Below are 17,210 nucleotides of genomic sequence, written 5' to 3'. Positions count from 1 at the left end.
TACTCAGTTAAGGCGTATACTTTCTCGCAATGTACACTTTAATTTTATCTTAATCACAAAAAAGGAAATTCCATGCGTTTGACGAAATTTTCACAAGCAATGATGGTTAGTATTTTGGGAATGGTTGCCCTATCCGCTCAAGCTCAGTCGACAGGCACTGTGGCTAAAGTGAATGGCGTAGCAATTCCACAGTCGCGCCTGGAATTAATGGTGAAGGCGAGCGTTGCACAAGGTCAGCCGGATGGTCCGGAAATGAGAAAAGCATTGCGTGAGAATCTGATCGCTGAGGAAATTCTTGCGCAAGAAGCGATTAAGAAGAAACTGGATAAAGATCCTGATGTTGTCGCGCAGCTTGAGATAGCGCGTCAGGCGGTGCTGGTCAGAGCGTTCCAAGCTGATTACATAAGGCACAATGTGGTGAGTGAAGATACGCTGCGCAAGGAGTACGAAGTTCTGAAAGTGCAAATGGGCGATAAGGAATACAAGGCACGCCATATCCTTGTGGCCAGTGAAAGCGAAGCCAAAGATATTATCGCCAAGCTTAAGAAAGGCGGTAATTTTGCCAAAATTGCCGAAGAAAAATCGCTTGATGACGGCAGTAAGGAAAACGGCGGTGAGCTTAACTGGAGCCCGCCGGCAGCTTACGTCAGACCTTTTTCCGAAGCGCTGGTGAAATTATCAAAAGGGGGATTGACGGAACAACCGGTGCAAACTTCTTTTGGCTGGCATGTGATTCAACTGATGGATGTGCGTCCGATGGAAGTGCCGCCTTTCGAAGAAGTTAAGCAGAACATACAACAACGCGTGTTACAGCGCGAATTCGGTACCGTTGTGCAAGAATTGCGCGGTAAGGCAAAGGTAGAGTAACGAGCGTCAAATTCGTATGCTGCGGTGGACTGGATTGCAACGTTGCGTTGCGCGTCAGAGCGAAGCAGTCTTTTCCACCCGCGGTGCCAACGCACAAAGTAGTTCATAACTGGTAGTACCGGCACTCAAAGCCACTTCATCAACACTCAATCCCTTTCCCCACAATATAACCGAGCTGTTTAATCCGGCATTTTCGATACCGGTTAAGTCAATGGCCAGCATATCCATGGATACCCGGCCCAGTATCCGGCTGCGCTGATTATTGATCAGTACCGGTGTGTTCGTTGGTGCGTGGCGCGGATAACCATCCGCGTAACCGCAGGCGACAATCCCGACGCGCATTGGTTGATCGGTTTTAAAAAGACCGTGATAACCCACTCTTTCACCGGCTCCCAGATCCTGTATCGCAATAATTTTGCTTGCAAGTGTCATAACGGGGCGGAGGTTCAATTCCGCCGCGGTTACGTCCGGGAAAGGCGAGGCGCCGTATAGCATAATGCCGGGGCGCACCCAGTCGGTGTGCGTGAAAGGATAACGAATAATCGCCGCTGAATTTGCCAGTGAGTTTGGATAGTGCCGATATTCTTTCGTGATTGCTTCAAAGCGCTGCAACTGCTGCATGACGTTTTCTTGTTCGCAAGGTTCGTCCGCAGAAGCGAAATGCGTCATCAAGGTAATGTTTTTTTGATATTGTTTTTCTATCAGTTTGCTGACGGCTTGTGAAAATTGCCCTGGCGCTAACCCCAAGCGATTCATCCCGGTATTGATTTTTATGAACAGATCCAAATTGCGATGCTTGGAGGCTGACAGCATTTCAATTTGCTCGGTATGATGAATAACCGCACTCAAACGGTATCGTTCAAAGATTGCTAGCTCTTCCGTCGAAAAGAAACCTTCCAATAGCAGGATGGGTTGCTGATAACCGGCGTCACGCAGGCATATTGCGGCATCCAGTTCCAATAGCGCGAATCCATCGACATCTTTTAGCGCTCTGGCGGCATGAAGCAGCCCATGACCATACGCATTGGCCTTAAGGATGGCCATGATGCGTGAATGGGGAGCATATCGGCGAACTACGGTCAGGTTATGAGTTAAGGCGGAAAGATCAATAAAAGCTTGGGTAGGGCGCGGCATTAATGTAATGTTCAGAATAAGCAAGAGCGAGTATTATTCGCAACGTTTTATCATAATCTAAATTTGCAGTGCCGATTTAACTTTTATGTCGCGATACCTTCATCTGCGAAGCGGTATGATGTGCTAATCTAGCCTAGCGGAGGGGAAAGCAATTGATAGCGAAGATGATTCTTCATACTGAGTCGACTAAGAAAAATAAATAAATAAGGAAATAGCTTGGAACGCGGTTTTTATACGATTATGGCGGCGCAGTTTTTCTCTTCTTTGGCGGATAACGCGTTGCTGGTTGTGGCGATTGCATTACTGATTGATTTGCATGCGCCAGCCTATTTGACACCTATGCTGAAGTTTGTTTTTGTGTTGTTTTACGTCATTCTGGCCCCTTTCGTCGGCGCGTTTGCCGATTCGATGCCGAAAGGGCGTGTCATGTTCATCAGCAATACCATCAAAATTACCGGTTGCGGGTTATTGTTCATCGCTATGCACCAATATTTCGCGTTGACCGCCTACGCAGTCGTGGGCTTGGGCGCAGCGGCATATTCGCCGGCCAAATATGGCATTTTGACCGAATTGCTGCCGCCGGAGAAATTGGTGATTGCCAATGGCTGGATCGAAGGGCTAACGGTGGCGTCGATTGTGCTGGGTACGGTAATGGGCGGTGTACTGATCACGCCCGCTGTTGCGGATGTGTTGCTGGGATTTGACTTTCCGTGGGTGGATACCGGAATCGATAGCGCGCTGGAAAGCGGTATCCTGATCATCGCCGTCATTTATGCCATCGCGGCATTGTTCAATTTGTATATACCGAATACAGGCGTCGATCATCGCATTCCGAAGAAAAATCCTTTTTATCTCATTCATGAATTCAGACACTGTGTGAAATTGCTCTGGACCGACAAGCTGGGGCAAATATCGCTTGCCGTGACGACATTATTCTGGGGAGCGGGTGCGACATTGCAGTTTATCGTGTTGAAGTGGGCGGAAGTAGCGATGAACTATCCCCTCAATCAAGCCGCGCAATTACAGGGCGTAGTTGCCGTCGGTATCGCCGTGGGCGCGGTCATGGCGGCGCGGTGGATTTCGCTGCGGCAGTCGGTCAAAGTGATTCCGCTGGGTATTGCAATGGGAATTGTCGTGATGGCGATGATTCTGGTGAAAGATTTATGGATCGCGATCACATTGCTAATGCTGATCGGCGGTTTGGCAGGTTTTTTTGTCGTGCCGATGAATGCCTTGTTGCAGCATCGCGGTCATATTCTGATGGGTGCCGGACATTCCATTGCGGTGCAGAATTTCAATGAAAATCTGAGTATTCTGACGATGCTGTTACTTTACGCTTTGCTGGTATGGTTTGAAGTGCACATTTACATTGTGATCGCCGCTTTTGGATTATTTGTCTCCCTTACGATGGCGTTGATCAGAAAATGGCACTTGCTCAATCAAAGAAGGGAAGATTCGCTGCATCTGATCGGTGCAAAGAAAATTCACTGATTATTTAGCGCGAGGACAGTATGATCGACCGGGCGAAACATAAGTCTTTCCAGGCTTTTGCTTTGTCCGGCAGCGAACGCAGCAAGTAGGCCGGATGGTAGGTCACAATCAGCGGTATGCCGGAATAACTGTGCACTTTGCCGCGCAGGCTGGAAATGCTGTCGTCGCGGTTGAGAAGATTTTGCGCGGCTACTTTGCCTAATGCCACGATGAGTTTCGGCTTGATCAACGCAATTTGCCGGGTTAAAAAAGGCGCGCACTGTTGCGCTTCACTCAACGCCGGGTTTCTGTTATTGGGCGGGCGGCATTTGACGATATTGGCGATGTACACGCCTTCGCCACGTTTGAGTTGAATGGCGGTGAGCATTTGATCCAATAGTTTTCCGGCCTGTCCGACAAACGGTTCACCGATTTCATCTTCGCGTGCACCGGGGCCTTCACCGACAAAAAGCCAGTCGGCATTCTGGTCACCTACACCGAACACCGTTTGTGTGCGTGTCTGGCTTAACGGGCACGCAACACATTGCGATACCGCTGCTTTCAACTGATCCCAGTTCATTTGTGAAACCGGCGGCTGCGCTGCGTCTTTTTCCGGCGCGGATGAAAACAATGATTTCCCGGTTGCTACTTCCGGCGGCGCTGGTAGTGTAGGTAGTGTATTTTGCTGCGCGGCATCAGATTTTAAACGCCACACCGGCAGCAAGTTCAGCTCCTTCAGTATTTGCCTGCGCCGGGGATTCATAGCATCAAGCGCATGACAAGTGCATCTTCGCGTCCGCACATGGCAGGATAATAGCCTTTGCGCGTGGCGATATGTTGAAAACCCATTTGTTGATAGAGTTGCGCCGCGCCGTGATTGGATTCGCGTACATCCAGGAAAACCGACTTGGCGTTTTGTTCCCGGGCGGATTGTATGAGGAACTGGAGCAATTTTCTCCCCAGCCCTTTTTTCTGCCAATCCGCCGCGATGCCGAGGGTCAGAATGTGAGCTTCTTCGGGACTCATCATCATGATTCCGTAACCCATCAATGTGTCGGTTTGTTGCAGCACGTGGCATGCGTAGCCAGCTTTGATTGAATCGGCAAAATTTCCCGGTGACCATGGGAAAAGAAAAATCTCGCGTTCGATCAGAATAATGCGATCCACATCCGCTAGCAGCATCGGTCTGATTTCAATGGTTTGTTGCGCGGTCATGTTTGTCGCTCGCTTTCTTTTAGCGCAACTTTATTGCGGATATATATGGGTGCGGCAAACGCCGCATCGGTATAAGCGCCATCGCGAAATTTCGGCAGAGCGAGTTGCGCCATTTCATGCGCGCGTGGATGGAGTCCGGAGTGAATCTGCCGGATATTTTTACAGTATTGCATTGCCAAGACATCACGATAAACATCAAAACCGCTGCCGCATCCATGCCATTCATTTCCGGCTACAACAGGTGCATGCTGCGGCGCGCAAAGCACGGGTGGGCTGATCATTTCCCAACTTTGAGCGGTTAATTTCCGAAAAGCGGCATGATAAATCTCACGCATGCGAGCATCAAGCGCCACGATGACGCTGTCCTGATCAACATGTTGCGCAACTGCCTCCAGCGTGCTGATGGCCGCAACCGGCAATTCGGCGGCGAAAGCCAATCCTTGCGCCACACCACAGGCGATGCGCAAGCCGGTGAATGACCCGGGGCCTGCGCCAAAAGCGATGCCATCGATTTGCTGCAATGCTAATCCAGCTTCCGCCAGTATTTCTTGCACCATTGCTAAGATCATCTCGGAATGGTTGCGCCCGGCAAGGATTTCTTTGCCGGATACTTCGCCATCCAAATTTAGTGCAACTGAACAAAATTCGGTAGAGGTTTCTAGCGCAAGGATTTTCACGGTGATTGTGAGGAGAGAATTGAACTGAACATGCGTTTTATTGAATTGAGTCCCTGGAGCTTTTATCGCTTATTTTAAGCGCCAATGACCGAGCGGAACATAGTCAACGCCTGCCGGAACTGGTTTCGATTGCAACAGATGCCATTGATTAACCGGCCAATGAATGGGGTTGATCAGATCCGTATTGACTGGATGGATTGCTTTGCGGAATAGCGTGATGTGCGGTTTATATTGCCGGCGATCGAATCTAAATCCGGCTTCCAACAAGGTTGCTTGTATAGCATCAACCAAAGCGAACAGTTCTGCCGGGAATTGTTTTGCATGGAGATAAACAATTTGATTGTGTTTCCAGTAGCTGATTTGGTCCAGAACCAGCGTAAATTTCTTTACCGATATTTTTTTCATGATTTGCCGCAACGTTTCGATGTGCTGAACGCAAACATCGCCCAGAAATACCAGCGTGAGGTGAAGATGCGGCATTTTAATTTTGCGCCCGCCGCAAAGAGGCTCCAGTAATTTAGCCTGATGCGCGAGTTGTTTTTGCACGGATTGAGTGGGAGAAACGGCGAAGAATACCCGAATCGGCTTTGCTCCCGGATCGGCGCTTTGGTTGGTCAATTTTTTTCCGTGCGCTCAATCAGGCATACGACTTCGGCCACAATGCCTTCTTTGCGGCCGATCGCGCCGAGATGCTCGGCGGTCTTGGCTTTGATGTTGATATTGAGCGCCGATGTTTGCAGGTCTTGTGCGATATTGGCGATCATTGCCGGAATATGCGGCGCCATTTTCGGTGCTTGCGCGATGATGGTCGCGTCGATATTGACGATCTCGTAATGATTGGTTTCCAGTAAATTGTAAACATTGCGCAATAACACGCGGCTATCGATATTTTTGTAGCGCGGATCGGAGTCGGAGAAATGTTGTCCGATGTCTCCCAATGCGGCAGCGCCTATCAGTGCATCGCAAATGGCATGCAACAACACATCCGCATCGGAGTGGCCGAGCAAGCCTTTTTCGTGCGGGATCGTCACTCCGCCTATGATCAGTTGACGGCCTTCAACCAGTTGATGAACATCGAAACCTTGTCCTATTCTTAGGGTACTCACGGATTATTCCTTTTTTGTAATATCAATTCGGCCAAAGCCAGATCGTGGGGATAGGTTACTTTAAAATTGTAAGCATCGCTGGCCACCAGTTTGGGATGCAGTCCTAATGCTTCAACCGCGCTGGCATCATCGGTCACATTAATGTTAGTTGCATTCTGCAATGCCCGAGTGAGGAGGTCGCAGCGAAACATTTGCGGTGTCTGGGCTTGCCATAAATTGTCCCGCGATTCGGTATTTTTCACGCGGTTCTCAGAATTACTGCGTTTTAGAGTATCGGCAACCGGTACGGCGAGTAATCCGCCTACAGCATCGCTGGCTAATTCATCAATCAATTGATTGAGCTGTGCTGGAGTTAAGCAAGGCCGGGCGGCGTCATGTACCAGAATCCAATCTTGAGTATTGATTAAGTTTTTTTGTTGTGCAGCGGTGAGACCATTGAGCACACTGTCCGCCCTAGTTGCTCCGCCGCAGTTCAGCACGATTAATTTTTCAGAGAACTCAGACCAATCGTATCGAGACCATTCGGCGTCGCCGGGCGCAAGTACGGTGATTACGCCAGCGATCGATTGATGATCGCATAATGTTTTGACTGCATGATAAATCATGGGTTTTTTGCATAACGGCAGATATTGTTTGGGAAGTTCATTACCCATGCGTGAACCGGAGCCTGCTGCGGGAATTAGAGCAAAAAACTTGGACATGATTGAATTGGTGAGACAGAGTTAAGAAAACGGATTAACAAATATAAAACAAGAAATGCTGATTGAATAAATAGGCGATTATAGTTTTTTTACTTATGCATTGTTTGGAATTGTTACTAAAGATTCCGGTGCGTGCTCGGTATAAAGGGTATTGAAGGAAGGTGCCCGGAACTAAAATCCGGTACAAGGTATAATCAAGCAATTCAATGTTAAGGTGGAATTTATGGAAGCAGAACAAATCAATGCAATTGCCAATCATCTCCAGGATCTCGCTAGCCGAGCCGACGAATTACGGAGGTTTCTTTGACTTCGATGCCAAGCAGACCAGGCTGAATGAGTTGACACGTTTACTCGAGGACCCGGCGATTTGGAATGACAGTCAGCGTACGCAAGAGATAGGGCGTGAGAAAAAGCAGCTGGAGGACACGATTGTCACTTTGGAATCGATGGGGCAACAACTCAATGATGCGCGCGAGTTGTTTCAGATTGCTAAGGATGAATCCGATGAGGCAGCGCTAGAAAGTATTGCCGGTGATGTCGATGATGTAGAAAAGGCAATTGCAAATCTGGAATTTCGCCGTATGTTTTCCGATCCGATGGACCCGAAGAATTGTTTTGTCGATATTCAATCAGGTTCCGGAGGAACGGAAGCGCAAGATTGGGCTGCGATGCTCGAACGCATGTATCTGCGCTATTGTGAAAGGCAAGGATTGGCTGTTGAAGTTTTGGAGGAATCGCCTGGAGATATTGCTGGTATCAAAAGCGCTACTTTGAAAGTAACGGGTGAATATGCTTATGGGTATTTGCGCACGGAAACGGGCGTTCATCGTTTGGTCAGAAAATCACCGTTCGATTCGGGCAATCGCCGCCATACGTCTTTTGCGAGTGTTTTTGTTTATCCGGAAGTCGATGACACGATTGAGATTGAAATTAATCCGGCCGATCTGCGAATCGATACGTTTCGCGCATCGGGAGCGGGAGGGCAGCATATCAATAAAACTGATTCCGCAATTCGCATTACCCATAATCCAACGGGAATAGTAGTGCAGTGCCAAAGCGGGCGTTCACAGCATCGCAATAAAGCCGACGCGCTGGTAATGTTGAAATCACGCTTGTACGAAGCGGAGTTGCGCAAACGCAATGAAGAGAAGCAGGCCATTGAAGAGACGAAAACAGATATCGGCTGGGGCCATCAGATTCGATCTTATGTATTAGATCAATCGCGCATCAAAGATTTGCGGACAAATGTTGAAATTGGAAACACGCAAAGTGTGTTGGATGGAGACTTGAATAGCTTTATTGAAGCAAGTCTTAAACAGGGTGTTAAATAATATCTCTTGTGATGAGATGTGTGAGTATTTGTAATTAAAAGAATTTTGCAGAAAATTAGACATCCTGAGATTATCGTATGAAAATTTTTTACAGAAATAGCTTGACCGGTAATCTAGAGTCTGTATAATTCCGCTTCTCGCTGCTTCGCAACATTTAAAAAGTAGCAACGCTCTTTAAAAAAATACAATCGATAGGTGTGAGTACTTAATGAGAAAATAGATTCGAATAAGAATCTAAAAAAATTAGTACTCGCAAGAAATAGTAGATATTGGTTTTATTAATCAACATCAAAACGTCAAGCGAGAGTTTTACCAGAATTAAACTTAAGAGTTTGATCCTGGCTCAGATTGAACGCTGGCGGCATGCTTTACACATGCAAGTCGAACGGCAGCACGGGTGCTTGCACCTGGTGGCGAGTGGCGGACGGGTGAGTAATACATCGGAACGTGTCCTAAAGTGGGGGATAACGCATCGAAAGATGTGCTAATACCGCATAATCTCTAAGGAGAAAAGTAGGGGATCGAAAGACCTTATGCTTTTGGAGCGGCCGATGTCTGATTAGCTAGTTGGTAGGGTAATGGCTTACCAAGGCGACGATCAGTAGTTGGTCTGAGAGGACGACCAGCCACACTGGGACTGAGACACGGCCCAGACTCCTACGGGAGGCAGCAGTGGGGAATTTTGGACAATGGGCGCAAGCCTGATCCAGCAATGCCGCGTGAGTGAAGAAGGCCTTCGGGTTGTAAAGCTCTTTTAGTTGAAAAGAAAGAATCGCGATTAATAATCGCGATTTATGACGGTATCAACAGAAAAAGCACCGGCTAACTACGTGCCAGCAGCCGCGGTAATACGTAGGGTGCAAGCGTTAATCGGAATTACTGGGCGTAAAGGGTGCGCAGGCGGTTCTGTAAGTCAGATGTGAAATCCCCGGGCTTAACCTGGGAATTGCGTTTGAAACTGCAGAACTAGAGTGCGGCAGAGGGAGGTGGAATTCCATGTGTAGCAGTGAAATGCGTAGAGATATGGAAGAACATCGATGGCGAAGGCAACCTCCTGGGCTAGCACTGACGCTCATGCACGAAAGCGTGGGGAGCAAACAGGATTAGATACCCTGGTAGTCCACGCCCTAAACTATGTCAACTAGTTGTCGGGCCTTATTGGGCTTGGTAACGTAGCTAACGCGTGAAGTTGACCGCCTGGGGAGTACGGTCGCAAGATTAAAACTCAAAGGAATTGACGGGGACCCGCACAAGCGGTGGATTATGTGGATTAATTCGATGCAACGCGAAAAACCTTACCTACCCTTGACATGTCAGAAAGTTTTCAGAGATGAAATCGTGCTCGAAAGAGAATCTGAACACAGGTGCTGCATGGCTGTCGTCAGCTCGTGTCGTGAGATGTTGGGTTAAGTCCCGCAACGAGCGCAACCCTTGTCATTAATTGCCATCATTTGGTTGGGCACTTTAATGAGACTGCCGGTGATAAACCGGAGGAAGGTGGGGATGACGTCAAGTCCTCATGGCCCTTATGGGTAGGGCTTCACACGTAATACAATGGCGCGTACAGAGAGTTGCCAACTCGCGAGAGGGAGCTAATCTCAGAAAGCGCGTCGTAGTCCGGATCGGAGTCTGCAACTCGACTCCGTGAAGTCGGAATCGCTAGTAATCGCGGATCAGCATGTCGCGGTGAATACGTTCCCGGGTCTTGTACACACCGCCCGTCACACCATGGGAGTGGGTTTCACCAGAAGCAGGTAGTCTAACCGCGAGGAGGGCGCTTGCCACGGTGAGATTCATGACTGGGGTGAAGTCGTAACAAGGTAGCCGTAGGGGAACCTGCGGCTGGATCACCTCCTTTCAAGAGTATCTCATAAGTACTCACAACCTATCGATTGTTAATAGGCAGAGTTAAGAGCCAAAAGCTTGTGCTAGTTTTGATATGTGGAACTTAGACTCATCGAGGGTCTGTAGCTCAGTTGGTTAGAGCACACGCTTGATAAGCGTGGGGTCGGTGGTTCAAGTCCACCCAGACCCACCACAAAAAGGGGGTGTAGCTCAGCTGGGAGAGCACCTGCTTTGCAAGCAGGGGGTCATCGGTTCGATCCCGTTCACCTCCACCAATTTTCTTAATGAGTTCTATCGCTGAGATAGATAAAATTGCCTATTGAAATATTTTTTTTTGTTCTTTAAAAAAGTGGAGAAGTAAAATATTTATTTATGTTAAACAATCATTAAGAATTGATTGTTTTTGTAGATAAATTTGGGTTAGATTGTATCTCTGTAATAAAAAGTAGGAAAAATTCTATAATAAACTATTAAGTTATTAATGTTATAGGATCAAGTGAATAAGTGCATGTGGTGGATGCCTTGGCGATTACAGGCGATGAAGGACGTGGAAGCCTACGAAAAGCTTCGGGGAGCTGGCAAGCAAGCTTTGATCCGGAGATGTCCGAATGGGGAAACCTGGCTCTTGTTTAATTGGCTTTAGAAATTTTTAAATTTAAAGAGTTAATTAAGCAAGAGTCAACTTTAGCTGAATATATAGGCTAATTGTAGCGAACCTGGAGAACTGAAACATCTAAGTAACCAGAGGAAAAGAAATCAACCGAGATTCCCAAAGTAGTGGCGAGCGAAATGGGATCAGCCTTCAATATTTAGTATTTAGATTAGTCGAATTTTCTGGAAAGTTAAACCATAGTGGGTGATAGTCCCGTAGACGAAAATTTAAATATGGAACTAAGATTGAGAAAAGTAAAGCGGGACACGTGAAATCCTGTTTGAAGATGGGGGGACCATCCTCCAAGGCTAAATACTCGTAATCGACCGATAGTGAACCAGTACCGTGAGGGAAAGGCGAAAAGAACCCCGGAAGGGGAGTGAAATAGATCCTGAAACCGCATGCATACAAACAGTGGGAGCTCGTAAGAGTGACTGCGTACCTTTTGTATAATGGGTCAGCGACTTACATTCAGTAGCAAGCTTAACCGAGTAGGGGAAGCGCAGCGAAAGCGAGTCTTAATAGGGCGTTTAGTTGCTGGGTGTAGACCCGAAACCAGATGATCTACTCATGGCCAGGATGAAGCGAGGGTAACACCTCGTGGAGGTCCGAACCCACTAATGTTGAAAAATTAGGGGATGAGCTGTGAGTAGGGGTGAAAGGCTAAACAAATCTGGAAATAGCTGGTTCTCTCCGAAAACTATTTAGGTAGTGCCTCATGTATCACCTTTGGGGGTAGAGCACTGTTATGGCTAGGGGGTCATTGAGACTTACCAAACCATTGCAAACTCCGAATACCAAAGAGTGCGAGCATGGGAGACAGACATCGGGTGCTAACGTCCGGTGTCGAAAGGGAAACAACCCAGACCCTCAGCTAAGGTCCCTAAGACACAATTAAGTGGGAAACGAAGTGGGAAGGCATAGACAGTCAGGAGGTTGGCTTAGAAGCAGCCATCCTTTAAAGAAAGCGTAATAGCTCACTGATCGAGTCGTCCTGCGCGGAAGATGTAACGGGGCTCAAATTGTGCACCGAAGCTAGGGATTTACATTTTATGTAAATGGTAGGAGAGCGTTCCGTAAGCCTGCGAAGGTGGTTTGTAAAGACTGCTGGAGGTATCGGAAGTGCGAATGCTGACATGAGTAGCGATAAAGGGAGTGAAAAACTCCCTCGCCGAAAACCCAAGGTTTCCTGTGCAACGCTAATCGGCGCAGGGTGAGTCGGCCCCTAAGGTGAGGCAGAAATGCGTAACTGATGGGAAACTGGTTAAAATTCCAGTACCTTTATTTAATGCGATGTGGGGACGAAGAAGGTTAGCTCAGCCGGGTGTTGGATGTCCCGGTTCAAGCGTGTAGATGTGTTGCTTAGGCAAATCCGAGCAGCTGAATTGAGACGTGATAACGCAACATTCTTAGGAATGCCAAGTGAGTAATACCATGCTTCCAGGAAAAGCCACTAAGCTTCAGTTAAATGAAGACCGTACCGTAAACCGACACAGGTGGGTAGGATGAAAATTCTAAGGCGCTTGAGAGAACTCAGGAGAAGGAACTCGGCAAAATAGCACCGTAACTTCGGGAAAAGGTGTGCCCTTAGTATGTGTAGCGCTTCGCGCGTGAAGCAGAATAGGGTTGCAATGAAATGGTGGCTGCGACTGTTTAATAAAAACATAGCACTCTGCAAACACGAAAGTGGACGTATAGAGTGTGACGCCTGCCCGGTGCCGGAAGGTTAAATGATGGGGTGCAAGCTCTTGATTGAAGCCCCGGTAAACGGCGGCCGTAACTATAACGGTCCTAAGGTAGCGAAATTCCTTGTCGGGTAAGTTCCGACCTGCACGAATGGCGTAACGATGGCCACACTGTCTCCTCCTGGGACTCAGCGAAGTTGAAATGTTTGTGAAGATGCAATCTCCCCGCGGCTAGACGGAAAGACCCCGTGCACCTTTACTGTAGCTTTACATTGGACTTTGATAACATTTGTGTAGGATAGGTGGGAGGCATTGAAGTGAATTCGCTAGAATTCATGGAGCCAACGTTGAAATACCACCCTGATGTTGTTGAGGTTCTAACCTAGATCCATTATCTGGATTGGGGACCGTGTATGGTAGGCAGTTTGACTGGGGCGGTCTCCTCCCAAATTGTAACGGAGGAGTACGAAGGTACGCTAGGTACGGTCGGAAATCGTGCTGATAGTGCAATGGCAAAAGCGTGCTTAACTGCGAGACTGACAAGTCGAGCAGGTGCGAAAGCAGGTCATAGTGATCCGGTGGTTCTGTATGGAAGGGCCATCGCTCAACGGATAAAAGGTACGCCGGGGATAACAGGCTGATTCCTCCCAAGAGTTCATATCGACGGGGGAGTTTGGCACCTCGATGTCGGCTCATCACATCCTGGGGCTGTAGCCGGTCCCAAGGGTATGGCTGTTCGCCATTTAAAGTGGTACGTGAGCTGGGTTTAAAACGTCGTGAGACAGTTTGGTCCCTATCTGCCGTGGGCGTTGGAAGTTTGAAAGGACCTGCTCCTAGTACGAGAGGACCGGAGTGGACGCACCTCTGGTGTACCGGTTATGACGCCAGTCGTATCGCCGGGTAGCTATGTGCGGACGAGATAACCGCTGAAAGCATCTAAGCGGGAAACTCTCCTTAAGATAAGACTTCCCGAGAGTATAACTCTCCTAAAGGTTCGTCGAAGACTACGACGTTGATAGGTCGGGTGTGGAAGCATAGTAATATGTTAAGCTAACCGATACTAATTGACCGTGAGGCTTGATCCTATAACTTTAATAATTTATGCGTATATAATCTAATCATAATTTTACTTTTCCCATTATGAATAATGTTTATTATGAATAATGTTTAAATAGATATTATTCAATTACAAGTTACGCTTGGCGGCCATAGCACTTTGGACCCACCTCTTCCCATCCCGAACAGAACCGTGAAACGAAGCTGCGCCGATGATAGTGTGCATTCGCATGTGAAAGTAGGTTACCGCCAGGCATTCTATATTAAAGATACCTCTCATCAAGAAATGTTGATGAGAGGTTTTTTTATTTCTATCGAATACAGACAATCTTACAGTTAGTTCCGCTACAGTAAAAAAACATTTTGTTATCCACTACTTTGAGCCTTGCTATTAGCAAATATTAGCGTTCATTGGATGATGAGTGAGAAAATAAATGTGTCTTAGCATTTTTTTTAACGAATGTGAGAATGAATTTGTAGAGAGCAGGTATTGCAAATATCCACAAACCAAGCATCAAACGAACATTTGAGTGTGTGCTGTTATGAGTGAATCTGAAATTAAAAAAGAAGATTGGGAAAGGCAATTACTTGAAAAACTTGCTTTGGCCTCGCTGCAGGAGCAGCGCCGTGCCCGTATGTGGAGCATTTTTTTTAAACTGATTACTTTTCTCTACCTTTTCATTCTATTGTTTGTTGCACTAGGCTGGATAGAAGATGGAAGGGTACGAATTGCCGAAAAGCACACCGCGTTGATTGACTTAAAGGGAATGATTACTGCAGATAGCATCAGCAACGCAGATAAAGTCAATGCGAGTTTGCGTTCTGCTTTCCAAGATAAAAATACGCAAGGAATAATATTACGAATCAACAGTCCCGGTGGAAGCCCAGTCCAAGCAGGTTACATCAATGATGAAATACGGCGCTTGCGCTCCAGATATCCCGATATACCCGTGTATGCGGTGATTAGTGATATTTGCGCTTCCGGAGGCTATTATGTCGCTGTGGCTGCTGACAAAATTTTTGTTGATAAAGCAAGCTTGATCGGTTCAATCGGTGTTTTGATGGATGGTTTTGGTTTTACTGGCACTTTGGAGAAGCTCGGCATAGAACGCCGATTGCTGACAGCAGGTGAAAACAAAAGCTTTCTGGATCCATTTACTCCATTAGATCCTGCGCAAAAGGAACATGCAACACGGTTACTGCGTGAAATACACGAACAATTCATTCAGGTCGTAAAACAAGGGCGGGGTGAACGTTTAAAGGATGCGCCGGAAATATTCAGTGGAATAGTTTGGACGGGACAAAAAAGTATCGATTTAGGACTCGCCGATGAAATGGGCGATGCGGATTATGTTGCGCGTGAAATTATACTGGCAGAAACATTAGTAGATTTTACGCCGCATGAAGGCTTATCCGATTTATTCAACAAACGCTTCAGTCAAATAGCCGTTAACATTTTATCTGATCTTGCCGTGAGCTTACGCTAAACGAAGTTCTGTCATCATTTATTGAATATTTCGGTTAGTGCGCGTTCTACTCCGGATTGCCATGCTGGAAGCATAAAGTCAAAAGTTTTTGCCAGTTTCAGTGAATTTAAGCGTGAGTTGAATGGGCGTTGTGCCGCTGAAGGAAAATCGCTGCTGGCAATCGGCTGCAAAGCCGACGATTTGATTTTGAGCGGCAAATTTGCACTTTCTGCACTTTCCAGAATGAATTTGGCAAATTCGTACCAAGAAGTGCTGCCGCTTGCAGTCAGATGATACAAGCCCGAGATTTCGGGTTTATGCTTAATCATAAACAGTGTCAGGGCTGTAATGTCGGCGATCAATTCAGCGCCTGTCGGCGATCCGATTTGATCATTGACGACCGTTAATTTATCGCGCTGCTGCGCTAAGCGAAGTATGGTTTTTATGAAATTATTTCCATTGGCCGAATACACCCAGCTGGTGCGAAAGATCAAATGTAAACAGCCGGAAGCTTGAATATTTTTTTCACCTTCCAGCTTGGTTTTTCCATATACGTTCAACGGTTCTGTAGTGTCGGTCTCAACAAAAGATTGGTCGCCGTGGCCGTTGAAAACATAATCCGTTGAATAATGAATTAACCAGGCCTTCAGTTCCTTTGCTTCATGCGCAATAACACCGGGCGCTTGGGCATTCAGCCTATGAGCCAATTCAGGCTCATTTTCCGCTTTATCGACAGCAGTATAAGCTGCCGCATTGACAATGATATCAGGGGTGATTTTCCGTATTGTCTGCTGAATCCCGGCAAGATCGGTAAGATCACCGCAAAAATCGGTGCTTGTTGAGTGTAGTGCGATCAATTTGCCCAGAGGTGCAAGACTGCGCTGCAACTCCCAACCCACCTGGCCGTTTTTACCAAATAACAAGATTTTTTTCACGGTAATCCTGCGTAGTTTTTGTTTATCCATTGCTGATAAGCGCCGGTTTGCACATCGATAACCCACTGTTGATGATTGAGATACCAGTGAATGGTTTTGCGGATACCACTAGCGAATGTTTCGACAGGTCTCCAATTGAGCTCGCGTTCGATTTTCATTGCATTAATGGCGTAGCGCCGGTCATGTCCCGGCCGATCGTCGATATGCGTAATGAGACTATGAAAATCCGTATCAGGATACGAGTCTTCCAACAAAGCACAGATCGTTTGCACGATTTCGATATTGGGTTTTTCATTCCAGCCACCGATATTATAGGTTTCTCCCGGAATACCCGCATCCAGAACTCGGCGGATTGCACGGCAGTGATCAGTCACGTAAAGCCAGTCGCGGACTTGCTGACCGTCGCCATAGATCGGTAAAGGTTTTCCTGCGAGTGCATTGACGATCATTAACGGAATCAATTTTTCCGGAAATTGAAACGGACCGTAATTGTTGGAACAATTTGTGGTTAGTACGGGTAAACCGTAGGTATGGTGATAGGCGCGCACGAGATGATCGCTGGATGCCTTACTGGCTGAGTATGGACTATTGGGTTGGTAGCGGTGTTCTTCGGTAAAGGCCGGCTCATTTTTGGATAATGAACCATAAACTTCATCGGTTGAAACATGCAGAAAGCGAAAATCCTGCTTTGCGACGGAATCCAGTTCACGCCAATAAGCATGCGTTGCTTCCAATAAACGAAACGTTCCCAAAATATTGGTTTGAATAAAATCCGCCGGACCATGGATCGAACGATCGACGTGACTTTCGGCCGCCAGGTTGATAATGGCACGCGGTTGATACTGCGCCAGTAATTGCGAAACCCTTAAACTATCGCCGATATCGCCTTGTACAAAAATATGCCGCGAATCTTGAGATAAGGAAGAAAGATTGTGCAGATTTCCGGCATACGTCAACTTATCCAGATTAATGACTTTTTCATCCGATTGCGCCAACCAATCCAGAACGAAATTGCTGCCGATAAATCCTGCGCCTCCTGTGACTAAAATCATTCAATTTTCCGGAAGAAT

13 protein-coding genes, 2 tRNA genes and 3 rRNA genes are annotated in these 17,210 nt (G+C 47.2%); 9 read left to right on the top strand and 9 right to left on the bottom strand.

Annotation, left to right across the window (positions count from 1 at the left end; all coding sequences use genetic code 11):
* Positions 1–72: 72 nt before the first annotated feature.
* Entirely contained in the window at positions 73–867 is a 795-nt protein-coding gene (locus HRU77_06010; GenBank protein ID QOJ20284.1) for a peptidylprolyl isomerase, read from the top strand.
* Between the two features lie 54 nt (positions 868–921).
* Here HRU77_06010 and alr read toward each other — a convergent pair whose 3' ends face one another.
* Entirely contained in the window at positions 922–2,001 is a 1,080-nt protein-coding gene (gene alr, locus HRU77_06005; GenBank protein ID QOJ20283.1) for an alanine racemase, read from the bottom strand.
* 216 nt (positions 2,002–2,217) lie between these two features.
* On the opposite strand from alr, the gene lplT reads away from it, so the two are divergent.
* A complete protein-coding gene (gene lplT, locus HRU77_06000; protein QOJ20282.1) occupies positions 2,218–3,492 on the top strand; it encodes a lysophospholipid transporter LplT in 1,275 nt (424 codons plus the stop codon).
* A gap of 4 nt (positions 3,493–3,496) precedes the next feature.
* Here the strand turns inward: lplT and HRU77_05995 are convergent, their stop codons facing one another.
* The 6 genes from HRU77_05995 to HRU77_05970 all read right to left on the bottom strand — a co-directional run bounded on the left by HRU77_05995 (position 3,497) and on the right by HRU77_05970 (position 7,170).
* Positions 3,497–4,234 carry a uracil-DNA glycosylase gene (locus HRU77_05995; protein QOJ20281.1) on the bottom strand — a complete coding sequence of 246 codons (738 nt, stop codon included), beginning with the start codon at positions 4,232–4,234 and terminating at the stop codon, positions 3,497–3,499.
* The gene (rimI, locus tag HRU77_05990) at positions 4,231–4,686 is read right to left on the bottom strand and encodes a ribosomal protein S18-alanine N-acetyltransferase (GenBank protein ID QOJ20280.1); all 456 of its coding nucleotides are present in this window, start codon (positions 4,684–4,686) and stop codon (positions 4,231–4,233) included. Before rimI ends, HRU77_05995 begins: the two co-directional genes overlap by 4 nt.
* Positions 4,683–5,363 carry a tRNA (adenosine(37)-N6)-threonylcarbamoyltransferase complex dimerization subunit type 1 TsaB gene (gene tsaB, locus HRU77_05985; protein ID QOJ20279.1) on the bottom strand — a complete coding sequence of 227 codons (681 nt, stop codon included), beginning with the start codon at positions 5,361–5,363 and terminating at the stop codon, positions 4,683–4,685. Before tsaB ends, rimI begins: the two co-directional genes overlap by 4 nt.
* Positions 5,364–5,432: 69 nt before the next feature.
* Positions 5,433–5,981 carry an RNA 2',3'-cyclic phosphodiesterase gene (gene thpR / locus HRU77_05980; protein QOJ20278.1) on the bottom strand — a complete coding sequence of 183 codons (549 nt, stop codon included), beginning with the start codon at positions 5,979–5,981 and terminating at the stop codon, positions 5,433–5,435.
* Entirely contained in the window at positions 5,978–6,469 is a 492-nt protein-coding gene (locus HRU77_05975) for a 2-C-methyl-D-erythritol 2,4-cyclodiphosphate synthase (protein ID QOJ20277.1), read from the bottom strand. Before HRU77_05975 ends, thpR begins: the two co-directional genes overlap by 4 nt.
* Positions 6,466–7,170, bottom strand: a complete 705-nt coding sequence (locus tag HRU77_05970; GenBank protein QOJ20276.1) for a 2-C-methyl-D-erythritol 4-phosphate cytidylyltransferase — start codon at positions 7,168–7,170, stop codon at positions 6,466–6,468. Before HRU77_05970 ends, HRU77_05975 begins: the two co-directional genes overlap by 4 nt.
* Before the next feature lie 223 nt (positions 7,171–7,393).
* Between HRU77_05970 and prfB the strand changes: the two genes are divergently transcribed.
* From prfB to HRU77_05935, 7 genes are all read left to right on the top strand, one after another.
* Positions 7,394–8,501, top strand: a protein-coding gene (prfB, locus tag HRU77_05965; protein QOJ20275.1) for a peptide chain release factor 2 whose coding sequence is annotated in 2 segments (ribosomal slippage) — positions 7,394–7,474 and positions 7,476–8,501 — 1,107 coding nt in all. Because the reading frame shifts where the segments join, the coding sequence is not laid out codon by codon here.
* Positions 8,502–8,818: 317 nt separating this feature from the next.
* Positions 8,819–10,360, top strand: a 16S ribosomal RNA gene (locus HRU77_05960).
* A 102-nt stretch (positions 10,361–10,462) separates the two neighbouring features.
* A tRNA-Ile gene (locus HRU77_05955) sits at positions 10,463–10,539 on the top strand.
* Positions 10,540–10,545: 6 nt separating this feature from the next.
* Positions 10,546–10,621, top strand: a tRNA-Ala gene (locus HRU77_05950).
* 208 nt (positions 10,622–10,829) lie between these two features.
* Positions 10,830–13,777 (top strand): 23S ribosomal RNA (locus HRU77_05945).
* A gap of 104 nt (positions 13,778–13,881) precedes the next feature.
* Positions 13,882–13,994: ribosomal RNA gene (gene rrf, locus HRU77_05940) — 5S ribosomal RNA — on the top strand.
* Together the 16S, 23S and 5S rRNA genes with 2 tRNA genes alongside form the textbook arrangement of a ribosomal RNA operon.
* 287 nt (positions 13,995–14,281) lie before the next feature.
* Complete coding sequence (locus HRU77_05935) at positions 14,282–15,226, top strand: S49 family peptidase (GenBank protein QOJ20274.1); 945 nt, start codon at positions 14,282–14,284, stop codon at positions 15,224–15,226.
* Between the two features lie 14 nt (positions 15,227–15,240).
* Here the strand turns inward: HRU77_05935 and rfbD are convergent, their stop codons facing one another.
* Both rfbD and rfbB read right to left on the bottom strand, forming a co-directional pair.
* Positions 15,241–16,170, bottom strand: coding sequence for a dTDP-4-dehydrorhamnose reductase (rfbD, locus tag HRU77_05930; protein ID QOJ20273.1), 930 nt, complete (start codon positions 16,168–16,170; stop codon positions 15,241–15,243).
* Positions 16,137–17,192 carry a dTDP-glucose 4,6-dehydratase gene (gene rfbB, locus HRU77_05925; protein ID QOJ20272.1) on the bottom strand — a complete coding sequence of 352 codons (1,056 nt, stop codon included), beginning with the start codon at positions 17,190–17,192 and terminating at the stop codon, positions 16,137–16,139. Before rfbB ends, rfbD begins: the two co-directional genes overlap by 34 nt.
* Positions 17,193–17,210 lie beyond the last annotated feature (18 nt).

This window comes from Gammaproteobacteria bacterium, from assembly GCA_015709615.1.
Taxonomy (GTDB): domain Bacteria; phylum Pseudomonadota; class Gammaproteobacteria; order Burkholderiales; family Nitrosomonadaceae; genus Nitrosomonas.
The sequence above is the reverse complement of the archived record's forward strand: the minus strand, read 5'-3'. Positions and strand labels throughout refer to the sequence as shown.

What these genes read in the sequence shown, in the direction of transcription:
- HRU77_05995 (QOJ20281.1), bottom strand. Translation starts at nt 4,234, where the DNA reads ATGAATCCCCGGCGCAGGCAAATACTGAAGGAGCTGAACTTGCTGCCG.
- HRU77_06010 (QOJ20284.1), top strand. Translation starts at nt 73, where the DNA reads ATGCGTTTGACGAAATTTTCACAAGCAATGATGGTTAGTATTTTGGGA.
- rimI (QOJ20280.1), bottom strand. Translation starts at nt 4,686, where the DNA reads ATGACCGCGCAACAAACCATTGAAATCAGACCGATGCTGCTAGCGGAT.
- rfbB (QOJ20272.1), bottom strand. Translation starts at nt 17,192, where the DNA reads ATGATTTTAGTCACAGGAGGCGCAGGATTTATCGGCAGCAATTTCGTT.
- alr (QOJ20283.1), bottom strand. Translation starts at nt 2,001, where the DNA reads ATGCCGCGCCCTACCCAAGCTTTTATTGATCTTTCCGCCTTAACTCAT.
- rfbD (QOJ20273.1), bottom strand. Translation starts at nt 16,170, where the DNA reads ATGGATAAACAAAAACTACGCAGGATTACCGTGAAAAAAATCTTGTTA.
- HRU77_05970 (QOJ20276.1), bottom strand. Translation starts at nt 7,170, where the DNA reads ATGTCCAAGTTTTTTGCTCTAATTCCCGCAGCAGGCTCCGGTTCACGC.
- HRU77_05935 (QOJ20274.1), top strand. Translation starts at nt 14,282, where the DNA reads ATGAGTGAATCTGAAATTAAAAAAGAAGATTGGGAAAGGCAATTACTT.